This window comes from Planktotalea arctica (assembly GCF_002105285.1).
Classification (GTDB): Bacteria; Pseudomonadota; Alphaproteobacteria; order Rhodobacterales; family Rhodobacteraceae; genus Planktotalea; species Planktotalea arctica.
The window spans coordinates 346,820-364,018 of sequence record NZ_MUHR01000001.1 but is presented as its reverse complement, the minus strand read 5'-3'; the positions used below and the strand labels follow the sequence as shown (position 1 = coordinate 364,018).

The window sequence follows — 17,199 nt, the reverse complement described above, 5'->3', positions numbered from 1 at the left end:
AAAACAAGAAACAGATTTGGCAGGTGATTATGGTAGATATTTTTAAAAGGGCTTGGGCAGAGTACGTGCAGCCGATGGTGCAGCGCCCTGATCGCGTGCAAGTGGCGGCCGTGTGTTATCAAGGTTCAGGCGCGGATCGCAAGGTCCTGATGATTACCAGCCGCGACACGAAACGCTGGATTTTACCAAAGGGCTGGCCCATCGACGGTCTTGATGCCAGCGCCGCCGCTGCCCAAGAGGCTTGGGAAGAAGCCGGCGTCAAACCCGCGAATATCAGGCCGGAACCTGTCGGGTCTTATGACTATCTGAAACGCTTGGACGGCGGAGCAACGGTATCTTGCGCGACCCAAGTTTTTGCGATCGAGGTCAAGCGCCTCGAGGATGATTTTCCAGAGGTTGCGCAGCGGGAACGTAAATGGGTCCGCCCTGTGGATGCCGCCGAAATGGTCGACGAACCCGGTTTAAAGGACATCCTCAAAGCCTTTTGACACCAGGTTAAGAGCCACCAAGTCACATCTTTGACGCACCTGTCCCTTGTCATGAAGCGTTTTCGCCTCTACCCCCGCGCTTGACGACGTTTTCAAGTGCGAGAGAGAATAAAATGGCCGAAGATCCCCTTGGTAGCCAGTGGAAAACCCTTGATCGCGATCTGAACCGGATCAGCCAGTTAGAAATGGCGACCGCTTACGTGTCGCGCCCGATGATCGGCCTTGGGGTGTCCTTCGCCTTTATCTTGCTGGCGGGCCTTGCCGTGATCTTTTGGTTCGGCGGGGATGAACATACGCTTATCGTCGCTGCTGCCGCAGCTTTTGGCGCATATATGGCGATCAATATCGGTGCGAATGACGTCGCCAACAACATGGGCCCTGCGGTTGGTGCCAATGCTCTGTCTATGGGCGGCGCGATTGCCATCGCTGCAATTTGCGAAAGCGCGGGCGCGCTGCTCGCGGGCGGCGATGTCGTATCTACCATTTCAAAGGGCATCATCGACACCAAGGCCGTGGAAGATGGTCAGGTCTTCATGTGGGCCATGATGGCAGCGTTGATCAGCGCCGCTATGTGGGTCAATCTTGCGACCTACGTTGGCGCACCTGTTTCCACCACCCATTCCGTCGTGGGCGGCGTTATGGGCGCGGGTATCGCCGCTGCGGGGCTTTCCGCCGTCAATTGGCCCACGATGAGCGCAATCGCAGCAAGCTGGGTCATTTCGCCCGTGCTTGGCGGTGTCGTCGCGGCAATGTTCCTTGCGTTCATAAAGCACAACATCATCTACCGCGAAGACAAGATCGCAGCCGCGCGCGTTTGGGTCCCAGTCCTTATCGGCATCATGGCTGGCGTTTTCGCCACCTACCTGTCCATGAAGGGGCTAAAGCGGATCGTGAAGATCGATCTGCAAACCGCGCTCTTGATCGGCCTTGCGATTGGTATCGTTACGTATTTCATCACCCGTCCACTGATCCATCGCCAATCCGAAGGGCTGGAGAACCGTAACAAATCGCTCAAGGTCCTGTTCGGCATTCCCTTGGTCTTCTCTGCCGCTTTGCTTAGCTTTGCCCATGGTGCAAACGATGTCGCCAACGCGGTCGGGCCTTTAGCTGCGATCGTACATGCCTCTGAATTTGGCGATTTTTCATCCAATGTCGCGATCCCCATGTGGGTCATGGTGATCGGTGCCTTCGGCATTTCGTTCGGTCTGTTCCTGTTCGGTCCCAAATTGATCCGTATGGTCGGTAGCCAGATCACCAAACTGAACCCGATGCGCGCCTATTGCGTCGCGCTTTCTGCTGCGATCACCGTGATCATCGCAAGCTGGCTCGGATTGCCCGTCAGTTCGACTCATATCGCGGTCGGCGGTATTTTCGGTGTCGGCTTTTACCGCGAGTGGCATATGGAGCGCCGTTTGCGCAAAGTGCCAGGCACCCTGCCGGAGGTGAAAACCATCGCCCCGATCGAGCGGCGCCGCCGCAAACTGGTGCGCCGCTCGCATTTCATGACTATCATCGCCGCATGGGTCATCACCGTGCCAGCGGCCGCGTTCATGTCTGCCGTCATCTTTACCGTTCTGTACTGGTTCGCGACCTAGCCGCGAACCAAAAGTCCGGTCACTTTTCCAAGCACCACCGCATAATCGCCTTTTGCGCGTGAAGACGGTTTTCCGCCTCGTCGAAGATCACCGAGTTTGGACCATCCATGACAGCGCTTGTCGCTTCTTCCTCGCGGTGCGCGGGCAAGCAGTGCATGAACAACGCATCAGGCTTGGCGCTCTTCATCAAGGCCTCGTTCACTTGATAAGGGCGCAGCATGTTGTGGCGGCGCTCCTTGGCAGATTGACTGTCGTGCATCGACACCCATGTATCTGCAACCACGAGATCGGCGTTTTCCACAGCCTTATGCGCATCGCGTTCGATCGAAACACTCACCCCCGCCTTACGCGCCTGGCCGACAAAGTCATCCTCGGGATCAAGCTGGTGTGGACCGGTGAACACCATGTCAAAACCGAACTGCCCCGCCGCATGCAAGAAGGACGCACAGACGTTGTTACCATCGCCGCACCACACGACTTTCTTGCCTTTGATCGGGCCGCGATGTTCTTCAAAGGTCATGACATCCGCCATGATCTGACAAGGGTGTGTGCGATCCGTAAGGCCGTTGATCACTGGCACATCTGCATATTCCGCCATCTCCAGCAGCACGCTTTCATCAAATGTGCGGATCATAATGAGGTCTACATAGCGCGAGAGCACGCGCGCGGTATCGGCGATTGTTTCGCCGTGACCAAGCTGCATGTCAGATCCAGACAGCACCATCGTTTCGCCACCCATCTGACGCACGCCAACATCGAAGGACACGCGCGTGCGGGTAGAGGGTTTCTCAAAAATCAGCGCGACCATATGACCCGCGAGCGGACGTTCTGCGTCGAGCGTGGCTTTGGGCAGGCCGACACGTGCGTCTTTCATCGAGCGGGCTTGGGAGATAATGCCACTGAGAGCGGTGGGATCTGTCTTATGGATGTCTAGGAAGTGGTTCATATGCTTTTCTTTTTTCTGCCGGAGGAACGAGGGGCCAGCCCCTCGCGCTCCCCGAGGTATTTTTAGACCGAAGAAGTCAGGAGGTTTGCTCGATCTGTTTGGCGGCGGCGCTGAGGCGTTTGATGGCCTCGGCGATATCCTCGTTTGTGATATTGAGGGCAGGTAACAGGCGGATGACATTATCTGCTGCCGGAACTGTAATCACCTCATTCGCATAGCCTGCGTTTACCACATCAACGTTAGCGGCTTTGCATTTGAGACCAAGCATCAGGCCTACGCCCCGCACGCTCTCGAAGACATTTGGGTGCTGCGCAATGAGGCCCTCCAGGCTCTGACGCAAGGTACCGGCGCGGCGGGAGACATCAGAGAGAAAGTCAGGCTTGGCAATCGTTTCAAGCACAGCGCAGCCAACTGCACAGCCCAGAGGATTGCCGCCATAGGTGGAGCCATGCGTGCCAGCCGTCATGCCGGAGGCGGCGTTTTCGGTGGCGAGCACTGCACCTAGGGGGAAGCCACCGCCGATGCCTTTGGCGACCATCATGATATCAGGCTCGATTCCCGCCCATTCATGCGCAAAGAGCTTGCCCGTGCGGCCAACGCCGCATTGCACCTCATCAAGTATGAGCAAGATGCCGTGTTCATCGCACAGATCGCGCAGGCCTTTTAGGCATTGATCGGGCAGCGGGCGAATGCCGCCCTCGCCTTGCACGGGTTCGATCATGATTGCTGCGGTTTGACCGTTGATGGCCGCGTTCAGCGCATCGTGATCGTTCCACGGCAGATGTTTGAAACCGGGAAGCAGCGGGCCGAAGCCTTTGGTCATCTTTTCCGAACCCGCAGCTGCGATACCAGCAGAAGAGCGCCCATGAAAAGAGCCCTCGAAAGTAATAATCTCAACCCGCTCGGGCGCGCCTTTTTCGTACCAGTATTTGCGCGCCATTTTGACGGCCAACTCGCAACTTTCCGTGCCGGAATTAGTGAAGAAAACTGTGTCTGCAAAAGTCAAATCAACGAGCATATCCGCCAGCTTTTGTTGCTGCGGGATTTGATAAAGATTGGACACATGCCACAGCGCGTTTGCTTGAGTGGTAAGCGCCTCGATCAGCTTGGGATGCGCGTGACCCAGCGCATTGACGGCAATGCCTGCGCCCAGATCAAGAAAACGTCGCCCATCCGCCTCAAACAGCCAGCTCCCTTCGCCTTTGACGAAAGACAGCGGCGCACGTGAATAGGTCGGCAAAACAGAAGGGATCATGGACGTATCCTTGGACATTATGAAGCCCTTTGAGTGCCTCAGCGGCTCGGGCAAGTCAACAATTTGGGTGAGGCATGAAAAACGTGGCCGTCATGCAGGCGGATCAAACGCAGTTAAACGCGGCGCTAAAGTCGTCGGAGACGGTTATGAGCTGTTTTGACCATGGCTGCTTTCATACAGCGACGCACGCAAAGCGCAAGTGCGAAGGAGGCTTGCAGCGCCGCCGTTTTCAAAGCAGGTCTAGCGGATGGACGATCTGCCCACCCCCAACCCGCGCCTAGCCATGGCACTAATGATCTGCGCCACTGCTTTCATCGCTGCGACCACATTGCTGGCCAAGGCGATCGGAACAGGAGCGCTTGGTGCGCCGCTGCATCCTATCCAGATCACGCATGCGCGTTTCCTCTTTGCCGCGTTAACGCTGGGTAGCGCAGCGCTGCTCATGCGGCCCCACTTCGGCCCTGTGCATCTGAAACTGCACGTGCTGCGCACCACATGCGGCGCGGTGGGGGTGACGTTGATGTTTGCATCGGTCGCTTTTATCCCACTCTCGGACGCAACGGCGATCAGCTTTCTCAACCCTGTGTTCGCAATGATCTTCGCAATATTCCTGCTTGGAGAAAAGGTCGGCCCCGTGCGTTGGAGCGCGGCGGGCATCGCCATGATCGGCGCGCTAATCCTGCTGCGGCCCGGCTCAGGTGCGATTGCACCGGGGGCGCTGCTGGCGCTTGGCGCGGCGTTGATGCTTGGCCTCGAAGTCATCTTCATCAAGCGGCTCTCGCGGCGCGAGCGACCGTTTCAGATATTACTGGTCAACAACGCGATTGGCTTGATCATCGCAACGCTCGCGGTGTTGACCCTGTGGGAACCGCCAAGCCTGCACCAATGGATCGCACTCGCCGGGATAGGGGTTTTCATGGCACTGGCGCAGACCTGCTTTTTGAATTCCGTCGCGCGCGCGGATGCGTCCTTTGTCGTGCCTTTCAGCTACGCCACCTTGCTGTTTGCCGCAGCGTATGACGCAATGATCTTCAATGTGATCCCCGGTGCCACGTCGTTTCTGGGTGCGGGAATCATTATTGCAGGTGCGGCGCTCTTAGCATGGCGCGAGGCGCGCATCGCTAAGGTTTAAGGCGGTAGCCCGTGCGAAACATCTGCCAGGATATCGCCGAAACGGCGATCACGGCGATTGCGCAAATAACCATGCCCATCCACGGATCGCTGTCCGACACGCCAATCACGCTATAGCGCAGCCCGTCGATGAGATAGAAAATCGGGTTCAGATAGGTCAATTCGCGCAAAACAGGCGGCAGAACCGTGACCGAGTAAAACGTACCAGACAGGAAGGCGAGCGGTGTGACAATGAAATTGGTGATTGCCGCCATTTGATCGAATTTGTTGGCGAACACCCCTGCGATAATCCCAAGCCCGCCAAGGAAGGCAGAGCCAAGCACGACGAACACCAACGCCATAACGGGATGCTGCACGCCTATCCCCAAGAACAAAAGGAGCCCGAGACCGATCGCCAAAGCCACGAACATCCCGCGTCCAATCCCACCCGCAAGATAGCCGATCACCAATTCGAGCGGCGCAAGTGGCGGCATCAACGTGTCGACGATATTGCCCTGCACCTTGGAAATCACGATGGACGAGCTGACGTTGGCAAAGGCGTTCTGGATCACCGTCATCATCAAGATGCCCGGCGCGATAAACTCGATGAACGGCACGCCCATCACATCGCCGCGGCGCGGGCCGATGGCGAGGTTGAAAATCAAAAGAAAAAGCCCGGCTGTTACCAACGGCGCAAGCAAGGTTTGCGTCCAAACCGCCAGAAAGCGGCGCACTTCGCGGCGCACAAGCGTCTCGAGCCCGAGCCAATTGACACGGCCAAAACGGCGCGTCCCCATTTCGGGTGTGTTTAGCGGCGCGTTTTGTGCCATTGCTTGCCCCTGATCTACTGCTGATTCGTTTGACTTGTATCTCAGCCACGCGTGATTAGAATAGGGCCAAGCACCAAGATATCAGGAGCGGCGCGCAAGCGGGCCGCTTTTTTACATAAGGAAGCCAGAATGTCCTGGACCGACGAACGTGTTGAGACACTCAAAAAAATGTGGGGCGAGGGTCAATCCGCCAGCCAGATCGCAAAAGAACTCGGTGGCGTCACGCGCAATGCCGTGATCGGCAAAGTGCATCGCCTTGGCCTGTCGAACCGCACGACCACAGGCGCAGCCAAACCAGATGCCAAACCCAAGGTTGTCAAAGCCGAGCCAAAGCCAAAGGCCGCGCCCAAGGTCGAAGCGGCCCCCAAGCCAAGCGCGCCTGTGACCGACGTGGTGACCACAGCGCCCCCGCCACGCTCTGCTGCGCGCCGCGCGATTATTCCTGCGGGCCAGCCTTTGCCGCCGCAGCCCTCCGCGAACGAGATCAGCCCCGAGGCGCTCGCCAAAGTGAGTGAAGTGGAAAAGAAGGCCAAGAAGATCAGCTTGATGGAATTGACCGAGCGGACCTGCAAGTGGCCCGTTGGCGATCCTGCTACAGATGATTTCTGGTTCTGCGGCCTGCCTGTGAAAGCCGGCAAACCTTACTGCGAAGCGCACGTAGGCGTAGCCTTCCAACCCATGTCCGCGCGCCGCGATCGTCGCCGTTAACCTCGCTTAACGCAGAAACGAAAAAGCCCCGCAGTTCTCGCTGCGGGGCTTTTCTTTTGTCGGGGCTGGAAGTTTTAGTCCTGTGGAATGACCCGCAGTCCAAGTTCCATCAACTGATCGCTCATCGCATCCGAGGGCGCATTCATCATCAGATCTTCCGCACGCTGGTTCATCGGGAACATGATGACTTCGCGAATGTTCGCTTCATCCGCAAGCAGCATCACGATGCGATCAACGCCAGCCGCACAACCACCGTGGGGCGGCGCGCCGTATTGGAACGCATTGACCATACCACCAAAGCGCTTCTCGACTTCATCCTTGCCGTAGCCCGCAAGTTCGAAGGCTTTGAACATGATGTCAGGTTGGTGGTTCCGGATCGCGCCGGAAATCAACTCGTAACCGTTGCAGGCTAGGTCATACTGGTAGCCCAGCACGTCCAAAGGATCACCGTTCAGCGCTTCAAGTCCGCCCTGTGGCATCGAAAACGGGTTGTGAGAGAAGTCGATATTGCCTGTCTCCTCGTCCTTCTCGTACATCGGGAAATCCACGATCCAAGCAAATGCGAAACGATCTTCGTCGATCAACTTCAGCTCTCTGCCGATCTCGGTGCGGGCGCGCCCTGCAACGCTCTCGAAAGCTGATGGCTTGCCGCCAAGGAAGAAGGCTGCATCGCCAACACCAAGGCCAAGCTGCTGGCGGATCGCCTCTGTGCGCTCAGGTCCGATGTTCTTGGCCAACGGTCCAGCGGCTTCCATGCCTTCACCTTGATCCCGCCAGAAGATATACCCCATCCCCGGCAGACCCTCTTTCTGGGCAAACGCGTTCATGCGGTCACAGAACTTGCGCGACCCACCTGTTGGTGCTGGGATCGCACGAATTTCTGTGCCGTCCTGCTCAAGCAGTTTCGCAAAAATCGCAAAGCCAGAACCGGCGAAATGCTCTGACACAACCTGCATCTTGATCGGGTTGCGCAGGTCAGGCTTATCCGTGCCATACCAAAGCGCTGCGTCCTTGTAGGAAATCTGCTCCCACGTTTGATCAACTTTGCGCCCGCCACCGAATTCCTCAAAAATACCGCCAACAACAGGCTGGATCGTATTGAAGACATCCTCTTGCTCGACAAAGCTCATCTCTAAATCGAGTTGGTAGAAATCTGTCGGCGAGCGATCTGCGCGCGGGTCTTCATCGCGAAAACACGGTGCGATCTGGAAATACTTATCGAACCCCGACACCATGATTAGCTGTTTGAACTGCTGCGGCGCTTGGGGCAGCGCGTAGAACTTGCCTGGATGCTGGCGCGACGGAACCAGAAAATCGCGCGCGCCCTCGGGCGAGGAGGCAGTGATGATCGGCGTCTGGAACTCGCGGAAATCCTGCGCCCACATGCGCTTGCGCATCGAGGAAACGACGTCAGAGCGCAGTTTCATGTTCTTTTGCAGCTTTTCACGGCGCAAATCGAGATAGCGATACTTCAGGCGCGTTTCCTCGGGATATTCCTGATCACCGAACACCATCAACGGCAATTCGGATGCAGCGCCCAAGATTTCGATGTCGCGAATGAACACCTCAACCTCGCCCGTTGGGATTTTGGCGTTCACCAAGCTCTCGTCGCGCGCCATGACGTTGCCATCAATACGGATACACCACTCCGAACGCACCTTTTCGATCTGGGAAAATACAGGGCTATCGGGATCGGCCATGACCTGCGTGATGCCGTAATGATCGCGCAAATCAATAAACAAAAGCCCGCCATGATCGCGCACGCGGTGGACCCAACCGGAGAGACGCACGGTCTCGCCCACATTGGATTTATTCAGATCGGCGCAAGTATGGCTGCGGTAGGCGTGCATGGCGTTTTCCTTCGCAAAGGCGTATAAAATCAGAGCCGATACACCGCGCGGGCGCGCGAAAGTCAAGTGTGGTGTCCGGGCTTGCAGATATGCCCCTTGAACCTGCGCCTACCCTGTCTATAACCCACGACAATTTGCACGCTGCCGCGACTCTGATCTGCCACTTATCAGGCGCGCGCCGAAAAAGAGGTCTGCCCATGCCCAAACGTACCGATATTTCCTCCATCATGATCATCGGCGCGGGGCCAATTGTCATCGGGCAAGCCTGCGAATTCGATTATTCCGGCGCACAGGCCTGCAAGGCTCTTCGCGAAGAAGGCTATCGCGTTATTCTCGTCAACTCGAACCCCGCGACCATCATGACTGATCCGAACCTCGCCGATGCAACTTATATCGAGCCGATCACGCCCGAGATGGTCGCCAAAATCATCGAGAAAGAGCGCCCCGACGCGCTGCTGCCAACCATGGGCGGCCAGACCGGGTTGAACACATCCCTTGCCCTTGAAGAAATGGGCATATTGGAGAAATATGGCGTCGAGATGATCGGCGCGAAACGCGAAGCCATTGAAATGGCAGAAGATCGCAAACTGTTCCGCGATGCCATGGATCGCCTCGGCATCGAAAATCCCAAAGCGACGATTGTGACTGCACCGATTGGCGAGAATGGCAAAGCCGATCTTGCCGAGGGCGTGCGCATCGCGCTTGAAACGCTCGACTACGTCGGCTTGCCCGCGATCATCCGCCCCGCCTTTACCATGGGCGGCACAGGCGGCGGCGTGGCGTATAACCGCGAAGATTATGAGTTCTTCTGTCGCTCCGGCATGGACGCATCCCCTGTGAACCAAATCCTTGTGGACGAGTCGCTACTTGGGTGGAAAGAGTTCGAAATGGAGGTCGTACGCGACAGCGCCGACAACGCGATCATTGTTTGTGCGATTGAAAATATCGACCCAATGGGTGTCCACACAGGCGATTCGATCACAGTTGCCCCCGCGCTCACGCTGACGGACAAAGAATATCAAATCATGCGCAACCACTCTATCGCGGTTCTGCGCGAAATAGGCGTGGAAACCGGCGGATCAAACGTGCAGTGGGCCGTGAACCCCGCAGATGGGCGCATGGTTGTCATCGAAATGAATCCACGCGTGTCGCGTTCTTCCGCGCTTGCGTCCAAAGCAACAGGTTTCCCGATTGCCAAGATCGCCGCGAAATTGGCGGTTGGCTACACGCTGGACGAACTCGACAACGACATCACCAAAGTAACGCCTGCGTCTTTCGAGCCGACCATCGACTATGTCGTCACTAAAATCCCGAAATTCGCCTTCGAGAAATTCCCAGGCTCCGAACCTTATCTCACCACGGCAATGAAGTCTGTTGGGGAAACCATGGCGATTGGCCGCACCATCCACGAGAGCCTACAAAAGGCATTGGCGTCGATGGAATCTGATCTGACCGGCTTCGACGAAATCGACATTGAAGGCGCGCCAGAAAAATCCGCCGTCATCAAAGCGATCTCCAAGCAAACGCCAGACCGTATGCGCACCATCGCGCAGGCCATGCGTCACGGGCTTACGGACGATGAAATCCACGTTGTCACCATGTTTGACCCTTGGTTCCTCGCCCGTATCCGCGAAATTGTGGACACCGAAGAACGTGTGAAAAGCGATGGTCTTCCGAGCGATGAGGCCGGATTGCGCCACCTTAAAATGATGGGCTTCACCGATGCCCGCCTTGCCAAACTGACGGGCTTCAAGGAAAAAGACGTGCGCAAATCACGCCACGCACTTGGTGTTACTGCCGTGTTCAAACGCATCGACACCTGCGCCGCCGAATTCGAGGCGCAGACACCTTATATGTACTCTACCTACGAGGCACCCGCGTTTGGCGACGTTGAATGCGAAGCACGCCCTTCTGATCGCAACAAGGTCGTTATTCTTGGCGGCGGTCCCAACCGCATCGGCCAAGGCATCGAGTTTGATTACTGCTGCTGCCACGCCTGCTACGCGCTGACGGAGGCGGGCTATGAGACGATCATGATCAACTGTAATCCCGAAACAGTTTCGACGGATTATGACACTTCTGATCGCCTTTACTTTGAGCCGCTCACGTTCGAGCACGTTATGGAAATCCTGCGCGTAGAGCTTGAGAACGGCACCCTGCATGGCGTCATCGTTCAGTTCGGCGGACAGACACCCCTGAAACTCGCCAATGCGCTGGAAGCCGAGGGCATTCCGATCCTGGGCACAACGCCCGACGCGATCGACCTCGCCGAAGATCGTGAGCGTTTCCAAGCACTTGTGAACCAGCTTGGCCTGAAACAGCCACGCAACGGCATCGCTTCCACAGATGCAGAGGCACTCGCAATCGCGGACAACATCGGCTTCCCGCTGGTCATTCGCCCGTCCTATGTCCTTGGTGGTCGCGCCATGGAAATCGTGCGCGATATGGCCCAGCTGGAACGCTACATCGCCGAAGCGGTCGTCGTGTCCGGCGACAGCCCCGTTCTGCTTGATAGTTATCTTTCAGGTGCGGTCGAACTTGACGTAGATGCGCTTTGCGATGGCAAAGAAGTCCATGTCACGGGCATCATGCAGCACATCGAAGAGGCAGGTGTTCACTCTGGCGATAGCGCCTGTTCCTTGCCGCCCTATTCGCTCTCCAAAGACGTGATCGCGCGGATCGAAGAGCAGACACATGCGCTTGCTTTGGCCTTGAACGTAGTTGGCTTGATGAACGTACAATTCGCGATCAAAGACGATGAGATATATCTGATCGAAGTGAACCCGCGCGCCTCGCGCACAGTACCGTTTGTCGCCAAGGCCACTGACAGCGCGATTGCATCTATCGCGGCGCGCCTGATGGCTGGCGAGCCGCTGAGTAATTTCCCGAAACGCGGCGCGTACCCCAGCGATGCAATTCCCGGCTCACAGCCGATGCCAGATCAAATGACGCTGGCCGATTACAACATGCCATGGTTCTCCGTGAAAGAAGCGGTCCTGCCCTTCGCGCGCTTCCCCGGTGTCGATACGATTCTCGGCCCTGAAATGCGATCCACGGGTGAAGTCATGGGCTGGGACACCTCCTTTGCCCGTGCCTTCCTTAAGGCGCAAATGGGGGCAGGCGTTGTGCTCCCAAGCGAGGGTAAAGTCTTCGTTTCGATCCGCGACGACGACAAAACCGCGAAGACTTTGGAGGCAGCGAAATTGCTCGCCTCTCTCGGCTTCACCTTCACCGCGACGCGCGGCACGCAAAGCTGGCTGGCCGATGCTGGCATTGAATGCTCCATCGTGAACAAGGTCTATGAAGGCCGTCCGAACATCGTCGACACCCTCAAGAACGAGGAAATCGCCTTGGTCATCAATACAACCGAGGGCGCGCAAGCGGTGGACGACAGCCGCGAAATTCGCTCTGTCGCGCTTTATGGTAAAATCCCCTACTTCACCACTGCCGCAGGCGCGCAGGCTGCTGCGCTCGCGATTGAGGCGCAGGTAGCGGATGATCTAACCGTAATGTCTTTGCAGGGCACAGCGTAACCCCGAATAAAAAACCGGCGCTGAGATCACTCTCGCGCCGGTTAAAGGTCACTTAAAGGAAACTACGCTTCAACTCGAAAGGCGCGTAATTTCTTGTTTAAGTCGAAGTTTTTCTTTTTTGAGATCCGCGACATGAAGGTCATCAATGCCGGGCGAGCGTTGTGCTGCTTCGACTTTTTCAGACAGGGTTGAGTGTTTCTTCTTCAGCTGTTCCAGATGCGAACTCAGGCTCATCGAAATCCTCCTTGGGCTGGATGTGCAACGTCAGTGCACCACACAAATCTAGGTATGTCACGCCGCAGTTGCATCATGTGGTTAGCAAAAACTTAAACCTGCGCGCAATTTACGCAGTTCCACCAAAAGGCAAAGCCGCGCCCTGGCGCAGCACCGCTTCGATCAGCAGGTTGTAATCTTTGGCATTTTCGCCGTGTGCCGCGCCGCGATGCACCACGATGGGCGCGTGCAAAATAAAATCGGCGCGCCCGTCCTTTTTCGCGCGCACCAACACCAAATGCGGCGCACGACCCGCTCGCGCACTCAAGGGTTGGACTTCGATCGAGCCGAGACGTGCACGCAGCGTACTCAGAATTTCAGGCAAACGATCGACGCGCTGCACGAAATGCGCTTGCCCTTTGGGCGCAAGACGTTTCGCGGCAACGACTATCCATGCGCTAAGCGGCGTGGTTTCCCCTAGGCCGGTTTCGCGCCCAAGGTCCGCCGCCGCAATGCTGCGTGAGCGATCAAAATAAGGAGGATTTGCAATAATGTGATCAAATTGACGTGACCGCAACGGCTCGCTCAGATCGGTGAGATCGCCGCAAGTCACCTCAAGCGCGATGCCGTTGGCGCGCGCGTTCTGCTGCGCCAAAGCGGCATAGGCAGGCTGCACCTCAATCCCCTGCTGCACCAGCCCCGCGACGCGCGCGCCAAGGCAAAGGGAAGCAACACCGCCGCCGCATCCAAGTTCCAGCACGCGCTGGCCCGCACGCGCACAAACGCTTGCCGCAAGCAAAACAGGATCAACGCCTGCACGATATCCTTTAACAGGTTGGGCAATTTGCAGCGCTCCACCCAAAAAGGCATCGATGCTCAGCTCGTGTGGCGCAAAGCGCTCAGTACGGAAGGTCAACTTCGTTGTCCGATAGAATCCGTATTGCGCGATCATAATCGCGCGTAGCAACCATCATGCGCCGGGGTAGGATTCCGATGGAACCTTCTAACACGCTCATATTTACGTCCAACTCAAACATCGGTATACCCGCCTCGTCAAGGAGGGCGCGAACGAAGGCCGTTAGGGTTATGTCGTTGGTGCGCATCAATTCTTGCATAGATATGATCTAATCGCGGTGCCCCCCTTTGTCGAGGGCAGGAACGGGAGTGTGATGAGCTTGGACGAGTTTACAGTAAAGCCACACGATGCAATGGCGGCCTATCTGGCCGCCGATATGGACGCGGTCAACGTGCTCATCCGCACACGCATGGCGTCCGAACACGCGCCGCGCATTCCCGAAGTCACCGCGCACTTGGTCGAGGCAGGCGGAAAACGGCTACGCCCGATGCTGACCCTCGCTGCTGCGCATTTGTGTGGATATTCAGGGCCATACCATGTGCATTTGGCGGCAACGGTCGAATTCATTCACACGGCGACGCTTTTGCATGACGATGTGGTTGATGAAAGTAGCCAGCGGCGCGGGCGCCCCACTGCGAATCTGCTCTGGGACAACAAATCGTCGGTTCTGGTCGGCGATTACCTGTTCTCGCGCTCATTTCAACTGATGGTCGAAACCGGCTCGCTGCGGGTTCTCGACATTCTTGCCAACGCTTCAGCGACAATTGCTGAGGGTGAAGTGCTGCAACTCTCCGCCTCGCAAGACCTCGCGACCAGCGAAGCGATCTATCTGCAGGTGGTGCGCGGTAAAACCGCTGCACTTTTCTCGGCCGCCACTGAAGTCGGCGGTGTGATCGCGGGCGCAGATGAAGCACATGTGAAGGCGCTATTCGATTATGGCGATGCGCTTGGAGTTGCTTTTCAGATCGTCGATGATTTGCTCGATATGCAGGGCGATCCGAATGCAACCGGCAAGAACGTCGGTGATGATTTTCGCGAGCGTAAACTGACGTTGCCGCTGATCAAGGCGATTGCAAAAGCGAATACTGACGAGCGCGCCTTTTGGGAACGCACGATCGAAAAAGGTCGTCAGAACGAAGGTGATCTGGCAACCGCAATCGCGCTTTTGCACAAACACGGCGCGCTGGAAGAGACCCGGCTCGAAGCGCTGGCATGGGCCAACAAAGCCATCGCCGCGATTGATCAGCTGCCAGCGCATCCCGTGCGTGACATGTTGCGCGATCTCGCAAGCTACGTGGTGGCGCGCATCAACTAAGTGTTGTCGCCACGACCCACCAATCCGGGTGATTCGCGCGGATAAAATTGGCTAGAATTTCCGCGTCCTCCGCAGAGGCACACAGCCCGAAACAGGTCGCGCCCGATCCGGACATACGTGCCAGAAGCGAAGGTGCGAGAGCGTTCAGAACGTCCTGAATGACGGGGACAAGACCTATCGCGGGTGCTTGCAAATCATTGCGCTGCAAAGCGCACCACCCGGCAAACTCAGCAGCGCTTTGAAGGTCCGGGACACACTCCATCTCCGGGTTCTCTTTCACTGTCAACGCATTGAAAACAGGCGGTGTTTCCAAAGCCACGCCAGGATTGACCAGCACGGCCCAAAGTGGCGGCAAGGCTGGAACCAGCGATAGTTTCTCACCGATACCGTGCATACGAAGCGCCATCGGGGCAAGGCACACGGGCACATCAGCACCCAGATCAAGCACATTTTCCGGCAAGGGAACATCCCAGAGCTCGGCCAAGGCCAGCAAGCTCGCCGCCGCATCCGCAGAGCCGCCGCCGATACCCGCGGCATTAGGCAGGTTCTTGGTCAATGAAATATGCGCGCCACTATCGTGGCCGAACAATTCCGCCGCCTTCCAGACAAGATTGCGTTCATCCGTCGGCACGCCGCTGGCAAGTGGACCCTCAACGCTCAGGCTTAAATGATCCGCGCTTTGAGCCGTGATTTGATCGCCAACACCCGCAAAACACACGAGGCTATCAAGCAAGTGATAGCCATCGCGCCTTTGTCCCGTCACGTGTAGCGTCAGATTGATCTTCGCGCGTGCGAGGCGCGAAACCACACTACCCTTCATCGGCCAATCTGAGGGGCGGTGCGCCCTCTTCTTTGAGCACCTGATCAAGGCCAACTTCCAATTTGCGCCGGATACGATCCGGGTCCGCCTCTTGGCTGGCGTCGCCATAATCGACAAAGGACAGTGCACGTTTCCATTGGAATTGCGCCTCTAGGTAGCGACCCACCGACCAATACACATCGCCCAAATGATCGTTCACGATCGGATCGATCGGCATCAATTCCGTCGCGCGCTCCATATGACCGACTGCTTCCTCATAGCGCCCAAGGCGGAACAATACCCAGCCCAGGCTATCGACGATATATCCGCTGTCAGGGCGAGCCGCGACCGCGCGTTCGATCATGTCCAAGGCTTCATCCAGCTTGATCTGCTTTTCCACCAGCGAATAGCCAAGGTAATTCAAAACCTGCGGCTGCTCTGGATTTAGCTCAAGGGCTTTGCGAAAATCAGCTTCGGCGTTTTCCCAGATGCCGAGGCGCTCGTGCGAAATGCCTCTGGCGTAATAGATAAACCACTGGCCACTGAACTCTTCGTCAAACCGCTCTAGCGCCGCGTTATAGGCGACGATCGCGTCTTCGAAACGCTCCAACTGGCGCAGCGCATCCCCCAGTGAGGAATGCACAAGCGGCAAATCACCATGAGTTTGCGCCAGACTTTCCAGAACTTCAATCGCAGTATCAGGTTTGCCGCTGCGGCGCAGCGCTTCAGCGCGGCCAAGTTCGGCAGCGTGAAAGGCTGGGTCGTCGCGGCTGACCTTTTTGTAGGTTGCGCTCGCTAGATCATAGCGCTCCAACTGCTCGAGTAAACCTGCCGAGAGCAGGATCGCATCAATGTGTTTTGGATTCAGATATTCCGCGACCCGCGAGTAGAGCAGCGTGTAATCTTCGCTCGCCTCGTTACGAAGCGCGCTCGCAACAGTGAAAAACACCTCTGCCATACCATCACGCGCGTTGGCGACCTGACTAAAGCCAAGCTTCTCGCCCTGTTCCAGCGTTTTGCGCATGTTTTGCAATTTAGGGTCCAGGTCAGAGCCGAAAGACTGGCTTAGCGTTTCCAGTGCATCCGCAGTGCGGCCCAATTGGCTCAGCACTTCGATATGCGCAATAGCGCCGCGGCGCGTTTGGCGCAGCGCACCGGATTCGGGCATCATAAAGATCGCATCCGCGCCCTCGAAATCCCCGACCAGCGAAAGAGCGAGCGCCTTGTGATAAAGCGCAAATCCTTGCAGACCACGCTCTCCGCCGACCGCATCAAAACTGCTCAGCGCCGTGGTGACTTCGCCAATGCCGACCTGTGCCCATGAACGCAGCAAGCCGTCGACCAGCGGACCGACACCCTTGTCGTCCAGAATACGCCCCAACACGTCCGCGTAATTTTCCTTTGCGGCCTGCTGCGCGATCAACGCCATTTGCGCAACTTGACTACCGTGGCCATCGGCGATCAGCTTGCTCGCCACCGCTGCAGCGCGATCGATGTCGCCAAGGGCGAGCAGCGCGAAACTGGCGTTCTCGAGAATTTCAGGATTAGATGGATCGCGTGCGAGCGCTTGCGTGTAATAACGCGCGGCAGCGGCATAATCTCCGGTTACAGCAGCAGAGCGCGCCGCGAGGTAAGCGCCCGATGCGGGTTCAGCCGCGATTGGCATTCCAGTGACGGCAAGAGCCGTTATCAGACTCATTT

The 17,199-nt window shown here is 57.1% G+C and carries 15 protein-coding genes; 6 read left to right on the top strand and 9 right to left on the bottom strand.

Annotated elements, in window-relative coordinates; genetic code table 11:
- Positions 1-29 precede the first annotated feature (29 nt).
- Positions 30-488 carry an NUDIX hydrolase gene (locus B9P63_RS01835; protein ID WP_085306831.1) on the top strand — a complete coding sequence of 153 codons (459 nt, stop codon included), beginning with the start codon at positions 30-32 and terminating at the stop codon, positions 486-488.
- Positions 489-601: 113 nt separating this feature from the next.
- Complete coding sequence (locus B9P63_RS01830) at positions 602-2,083, top strand: inorganic phosphate transporter (protein WP_085306830.1); 1,482 nt, start codon at positions 602-604, stop codon at positions 2,081-2,083.
- Between the two features lie 19 nt (positions 2,084-2,102).
- Here the strand turns inward: B9P63_RS01830 and argF are convergent, their stop codons facing one another.
- Together argF and B9P63_RS01820 are read right to left on the bottom strand one after the other, a co-directional pair.
- Positions 2,103-3,029, bottom strand: a complete 927-nt coding sequence (gene argF, locus B9P63_RS01825; protein WP_085306829.1) for an ornithine carbamoyltransferase — start codon at positions 3,027-3,029, stop codon at positions 2,103-2,105.
- Between the two features lie 76 nt (positions 3,030-3,105).
- On the bottom strand, positions 3,106-4,284 hold the full coding sequence (locus B9P63_RS01820; RefSeq protein ID WP_085307053.1) for an aspartate aminotransferase family protein: 1,179 nt from the start codon (positions 4,282-4,284) through the stop codon (positions 3,106-3,108).
- Positions 4,285-4,531: 247 nt separating this feature from the next.
- Here B9P63_RS01820 and B9P63_RS01815 point away from each other — a divergent pair, with 247 nt between their 5' ends.
- Positions 4,532-5,416, top strand: coding sequence for a DMT family transporter (locus B9P63_RS01815; protein WP_085306828.1), 885 nt, complete (start codon positions 4,532-4,534; stop codon positions 5,414-5,416).
- On the opposite strand, the gene B9P63_RS01810 is transcribed toward B9P63_RS01815, so the two are convergent.
- Entirely contained in the window at positions 5,406-6,224 is an 819-nt protein-coding gene (locus B9P63_RS01810) for an ABC transporter permease (RefSeq protein WP_085306827.1), read from the bottom strand. The two genes, B9P63_RS01815 and B9P63_RS01810, sit on opposite strands and share 11 nt — an antisense overlap.
- A 129-nt stretch (positions 6,225-6,353) precedes the next feature.
- Between B9P63_RS01810 and B9P63_RS01805 the strand changes: the two genes are divergently transcribed.
- Positions 6,354-6,932, top strand: a complete 579-nt coding sequence (locus B9P63_RS01805) for a GcrA family cell cycle regulator (RefSeq protein WP_085306826.1) — start codon at positions 6,354-6,356, stop codon at positions 6,930-6,932.
- A gap of 74 nt (positions 6,933-7,006) precedes the next feature.
- On the opposite strand, the gene aspS is transcribed toward B9P63_RS01805, so the two are convergent.
- Complete coding sequence (gene aspS, locus B9P63_RS01800; RefSeq protein WP_085307052.1) at positions 7,007-8,782, bottom strand: aspartate--tRNA ligase; 1,776 nt, start codon at positions 8,780-8,782, stop codon at positions 7,007-7,009.
- A gap of 197 nt (positions 8,783-8,979) precedes the next feature.
- On the opposite strand from aspS, the gene carB reads away from it, so the two are divergent.
- A complete protein-coding gene (carB, locus tag B9P63_RS01795) occupies positions 8,980-12,315 on the top strand; it encodes a carbamoyl-phosphate synthase large subunit (protein ID WP_085306825.1) in 3,336 nt (1,111 codons plus the stop codon).
- Between the two features lie 69 nt (positions 12,316-12,384).
- Here carB and B9P63_RS01790 read toward each other — a convergent pair whose 3' ends face one another.
- The 3 genes from B9P63_RS01790 to B9P63_RS01780 form a co-directional block, all read right to left on the bottom strand.
- A complete protein-coding gene (locus B9P63_RS01790; RefSeq protein WP_085306824.1) occupies positions 12,385-12,549 on the bottom strand; it encodes a YdcH family protein in 165 nt (54 codons plus the stop codon).
- 109 nt (positions 12,550-12,658) lie between these two features.
- Positions 12,659-13,444 carry a tRNA1(Val) (adenine(37)-N6)-methyltransferase gene (locus tag B9P63_RS01785; protein WP_245830521.1) on the bottom strand — a complete coding sequence of 262 codons (786 nt, stop codon included), beginning with the start codon at positions 13,442-13,444 and terminating at the stop codon, positions 12,659-12,661.
- Positions 13,428-13,643 carry a putative signal transducing protein gene (locus tag B9P63_RS01780; RefSeq protein ID WP_085306822.1) on the bottom strand — a complete coding sequence of 72 codons (216 nt, stop codon included), beginning with the start codon at positions 13,641-13,643 and terminating at the stop codon, positions 13,428-13,430. The genes B9P63_RS01785 and B9P63_RS01780 overlap by 17 nt, the downstream gene beginning before the upstream one ends.
- 54 nt (positions 13,644-13,697) lie before the next feature.
- On the opposite strand from B9P63_RS01780, the gene B9P63_RS01775 reads away from it, so the two are divergent.
- On the top strand, positions 13,698-14,699 hold the full coding sequence (locus tag B9P63_RS01775) for a polyprenyl synthetase family protein (RefSeq protein WP_085306821.1): 1,002 nt from the start codon (positions 13,698-13,700) through the stop codon (positions 14,697-14,699).
- Here the strand turns inward: B9P63_RS01775 and B9P63_RS01770 are convergent.
- Both B9P63_RS01770 and B9P63_RS01765 read right to left on the bottom strand, forming a co-directional pair.
- On the bottom strand, positions 14,692-15,507 hold the full coding sequence (locus B9P63_RS01770) for a 4-(cytidine 5'-diphospho)-2-C-methyl-D-erythritol kinase (RefSeq protein ID WP_425439729.1): 816 nt from the start codon (positions 15,505-15,507) through the stop codon (positions 14,692-14,694). The genes B9P63_RS01775 and B9P63_RS01770 overlap by 8 nt on opposite strands.
- A gap of 1 nt (position 15,508) precedes the next feature.
- Positions 15,509-17,197, bottom strand: a complete 1,689-nt coding sequence (locus B9P63_RS01765) for a tetratricopeptide repeat protein (protein ID WP_176219086.1) — start codon at positions 17,195-17,197, stop codon at positions 15,509-15,511.
- Positions 17,198-17,199: the final 2 nt, after the last annotated feature.